Annotated in this window: 6 protein-coding genes; all 6 read right to left on the bottom strand. The window is 38.4% G+C overall.

Annotated elements, in window-relative coordinates:
• Positions 1–1,179, bottom strand: a 1,179-nt coding sequence (locus AB685_RS26755; RefSeq protein ID WP_047973636.1) for an ATP-binding protein, incomplete at its 3' end; no start/stop codon positions are given.
• Positions 1,180–1,215: 36 nt separating this feature from the next.
• A complete protein-coding gene (locus tag AB685_RS26760; protein ID WP_047973637.1) occupies positions 1,216–1,497 on the bottom strand; it encodes an extracellular matrix/biofilm biosynthesis regulator RemA family protein in 282 nt (93 codons plus the stop codon).
• Between the two features lie 11 nt (positions 1,498–1,508).
• Positions 1,509–2,624: a DNA replication/repair protein RecF gene (gene recF, locus AB685_RS26765; protein WP_047973638.1), complete on the bottom strand. Its 1,116-nt coding sequence runs from the start codon at positions 2,622–2,624 to the stop codon at positions 1,509–1,511.
• Positions 2,625–2,635: 11 nt separating this feature from the next.
• On the bottom strand, positions 2,636–2,851 hold the full coding sequence (yaaA, locus tag AB685_RS26770; RefSeq protein WP_047973639.1) for a S4 domain-containing protein YaaA: 216 nt from the start codon (positions 2,849–2,851) through the stop codon (positions 2,636–2,638).
• Between the two features lie 195 nt (positions 2,852–3,046).
• On the bottom strand, positions 3,047–4,189 hold the full coding sequence (dnaN, locus tag AB685_RS26775; RefSeq protein ID WP_047973640.1) for a DNA polymerase III subunit beta: 1,143 nt from the start codon (positions 4,187–4,189) through the stop codon (positions 3,047–3,049).
• A gap of 179 nt (positions 4,190–4,368) precedes the next feature.
• A partial coding sequence (locus tag AB685_RS30665; protein WP_277814316.1) for a helix-turn-helix domain-containing protein occupies positions 4,369–4,531 on the bottom strand: 163 nt, incomplete at its 5' end.

The following is a 4,531-nucleotide window of genomic DNA, read 5'->3' on the forward strand; positions in this document are numbered from 1 at the left end:
AGCTCTAGATGCCATCAACCCTTTTTCAACAATTTTCTTACCCACTTGCGGATGTTCAATCATGAAACGAGAAAAAGCTTCTGTAAATAATGAATCGGTAATTGTACGAGCTTCACTGTTACCAAGCTTCGTTTTTGTTTGTCCTTCAAACTGCGGATCAGGAATTTTAACAGAAATAATCGCTGTTAATCCTTCACGCACATCTTCCCCAGTTAAGTTCGGATCATTTTCTTTAAAAAGACTATTCTTTCTTGCATAGTCATTAATAACACGTGTTAATCCGGTCTTAAAACCAGATTCATGCGTACCACCTTCATGAGTACTAATGTTATTAGCAAACGAATAGATATTACTCACATAGCCCCCATTGTACTGAACGGCTACTTCTACCGTTAAACCTTCTTTTTCAGCTTCAATGTGGATCGGTTCATCATGAAGGACTTCTTTCGAACGGTTTAAATGCTCAACGAACGAAGCGATACCACCCTCATAGTAATAAGTAGCTGTTTTCTCTTCGCCACGTTTATCGGTAATAATGATTGTTAGCCCTTTATTTAAAAACGCAAGCTCACGTAAGCGAGTTGCAAGTATGTCAAATTCATACTCAGTCGTTTCTGTAAAAATTTCAGTATCAGGTTTAAAACGGATAATCGTACCACGTTTATCAGTTTCGCCAATGATAGATAAATCAGCAGCCGGAACCCCGCGATTGTATTCTTGATAGTACACTTGATTTTCTCTGTGTACWTCTACTTCAAGTTTTGTCGATAGAGCATTTACTACAGATGCACCAACGCCGTGAAGACCACCCGAAACTTTATATCCACCGCCGCCAAACTTACCGCCGGCGTGTAAAACTGTCATAATGACTTCAACAGCTGGACGTCCCATTTTTTCATGAATTCCAACAGGAATCCCACGTCCATTATCTTCAACAGAAATACTATTATCCTCTTCAATCGTTACGTTAATCGTATCACAATGTCCTGCCATTGCTTCATCGATACTATTATCAACGATCTCCCAAACTAAGTGATGTAGTCCACGCCCACTAGTAGATCCTATGTACATTCCAGGACGTTTCCWAACTGCTTCTAACCCTTCAAGGACTTGTATCTGACTTTCATCATACGATTGATGTTCAGAATGTTGTTCATTCGTCACTTTATTCACCTTCATTCTCAAAGTTCTTCAAGCATATACTTCTAAAAAAGACTACTCTACGTCTTCCTCAATACTAGTTTGAATCTCAAGATCTGATACTACTTGAGCTCTTTTGTTTAATGTTAGCGAGGATACGGGGGAAAAATATACAACATCATCTGTAATCACAATTGATTTTGTAAAGTCTTGTGAGATGACTGTACATTTTTTTCGCTCCTTTTCAGTTTTAAGATAAGCCTTTGTTACAACTGACATATCTTGTACGTCACGATCTAGAATGGCAATTATTTCTTTTGAGCGAATGATGACATCTCCACCTAAATGAATAAACATAGCACACCGCCTTATGCGTCGTTTGAAATTGTTCCTTGTTCGACTCTAAAAATTGCTGCACCGTTTAGCGCTTCGTGATGAACCCCSCTAATAGAGGTTGTCGTCACAAAGGTTTGAACACGCTGACCAATAGAGTGTAATAAATGAGATTGTCTATAATCATCTAACTCAGAGAGGACATCATCCAATAAAAGAATCGGATATTCGCCTATTTCAGCATGAATCAATTCGATTTCAGCCAACTTAACTGCTAATGCAGTCGTTCTTTGTTGTCCTTGAGAGCCATAGGTTTGGACATCGCGATCGTTCACTAGAAAACCAAGATCATCTCTTTGAGGTCCAAATAATGTAACCCCTCGAGCAATCTCACGTTTTTTCTTCTCTTCATATGTTTTCATGAATACTTCTTTCATTTTCGGCAAGTCCATCTCTTCTAATACATCACATGATGGTTTGTATTCAATTTTAAGTTGTTCTTTGGCCCTACTAATATCATGGTGAATTTCTTCAGCCCACTTTTGCAGTTGACCTAAAAAGACAAAGCGCCGCTTCGTAATTTGCGTAGCTAACTCAACTAGCTGCTCTGTTAAAATATCAAGCATGTCCAACGAACCTTTACCAATTTGTAAATCCTTCAATAAGAAATTACGTTGTTGGAGTACTTTTTGATAGAGCCCTAAGTGGTGCAAGTAGATAGGGCTAATTTGACCGAGCTCCATATCGATAAATCTTCTACGCAGTTGCGGACTACCCTTCACTAAGTTCAAATCCTCTGGCGCAAACATGACAACATTAACGGCTCCAACATACTCACTGAGCTTTCGTTTTTCTATTCCGTTTAACTTGACCTTTTTTCCCTTTGTTGAAATTACAAGATCAAGCTCAACTGAACTAGTTTGTCTACTCACTTGCCCTTGAAGTTTGGCAAAGTCATTTGTCCAGCGAATTAATTCCTTGTCTTTTGAGGTCCGGTGGGATTTAGCAAGAGCTAACACATAAATAGCTTCAATTGCATTTGTTTTGCCCTGGGCGTTCTCACCGATAAACACATTCATTCTGTCATCAAAATTGAGCTCAACTCGTTCGTAATTGCGAAACTGGCGAATGTGAAGCGACTTAATAATCATCTACTTAACCCTTAACCATTCACAATTTCGATTATTGTTTCATCAGCTAGCTTCACACGATCTCCTGTGAAGAGCTTTTTCCCACGACGATTTTCTAACTCTCCGTTCACGTACACTTCATATTCACTTAAATACCATTTCGCCATACCACCAGTATCAATCGCCCCTACTTCTTTTAAAAGCTGGCCTAAGGTGATGTACTCTGTTGAAATTGAAAGTTGGTTCATTTGAAATCCTCACTCTTTCTCGCTCAATTGAGCAAAATGTTTATCCACCAAAGTTAAGACAGCAAATCAATGGTGAGATGCTGCCTTCTTTGTTTTCCGTCTTCGATTAGTCTTTACTCTATTGTACTAGAGACAAGCCAGATAGCCAAGACCTACTTCATAAACGCTTGGTGGATTGGGATAAATTTCACAATTCTAGTACGTACGAACTGGAGAAAAGAGATGTAAATAATGGTCATRGTCAGTAGGACGAATCACGAAAGGACTCATAGCTCCAGTGAACACAATATTAATTTCTTCACTATCTACAACCTTTAAAGCATCAATGATATTTTTTCCGTTAAAGGAAATACGCATATCTTCCCCTTGCATATTATCACCTTGAATACTTTCTGTTACTTTACCTACCTCAGGTTGAATAGATGTAATTTCAATCAATCCACCTTCAAGGGTTTTTAAATTGATGACATTGTTCTTTCCTTCACGAGAAAGCAACAACGCACGTTCAAGCGTTTGTAAAAAAGGCTTGGATTTTAGTGTGAAAGATGTTTTTGACTGGGTTGGAATCATATTTTTAGTAACCGGATACTTTCCTTCTAGCAAACGAGAGAAAAATAATAGGTTTTTTAATTTAAATAAAATTTGATTTTCAGTAACAACTACATCAATTAGCTCGTTTGAATCATCAAGAATCTTACTAAGTTCATTTAGTGATTTACCAGGGATCACTACATTCGAAAATGAAAGTTCTTCATCATTACGTTCGATCGTCGCTTTTCGCATAGCGAGACGATGACTATCTGTAGCAGTACAGATCAATTCTCCAGCTTCTGTCTCCAGGTTTACACCTGTCAACACTGGGCGTGTTTCTTGAGTGGACACTGCGAATACTGTTTGACGAATCATATTCTTCAACATATCTTGCGGTAGTCGGAAAAGAAGATCTTCTTCTAGCTGAGGAAGACGCGGATACTCTTCCGGATCAAGTCCATTTAAATTAAAAACAGAGGAACCTGAGCGTATCGTTGTAGCAAATTGATCTTGCACAATAACCTCGATTGTATCTCCTGGAAGCTTTTTAACAATCTCGGCAAAGAAACGCGCTTGCAGTACAATGCTTCCTTCTTCTTCGATCGTTACTATTTCCGTTTCAGCATCCTCTTTAGGGATAAACGTTTCAATCGACACATCTGAGTCACTTCCAGTTAACGTTACTCCTTCATGGTCAGCGACTATTTTAATTCCAGTCAAAATGGGAATTGTTGTACGAGAAGATACGGCTTTTGCAACATGCTGAACATCATGAACAAAGCGATCTCGTTGAATAGTAAATTGCATGATTAAATGCCCCTTTAATAATTAATTTATATTTTAAAAAAGATCGTAATAATAGTAATAGGGAGTGTGGATTTGTGGATAACTGCCATTTTAAGTTGAAAGAGAGAGCCTATCAACATGTGGATAATGTGTTGATAGGCCTGCACTAGTTATTAACAGTGTACACAATTTATTTTTGCTTAAGAGCGAAGTTGCTCCATGATTTCTTGTACTTTTTGCTGTAGTTCTTGATCTGTTGTTAGCATCCTTGAAATTTTCTCGTGTGCATGAATGACGGTGGTGTGATCTCTACCGCCAAACTCACTTCCGATTTTAGGGAGTGATGCGTCTGTCATTTCGCGT

The sequence above is a fragment of the Bacillus sp. LL01 genome, assembly GCF_001037965.1.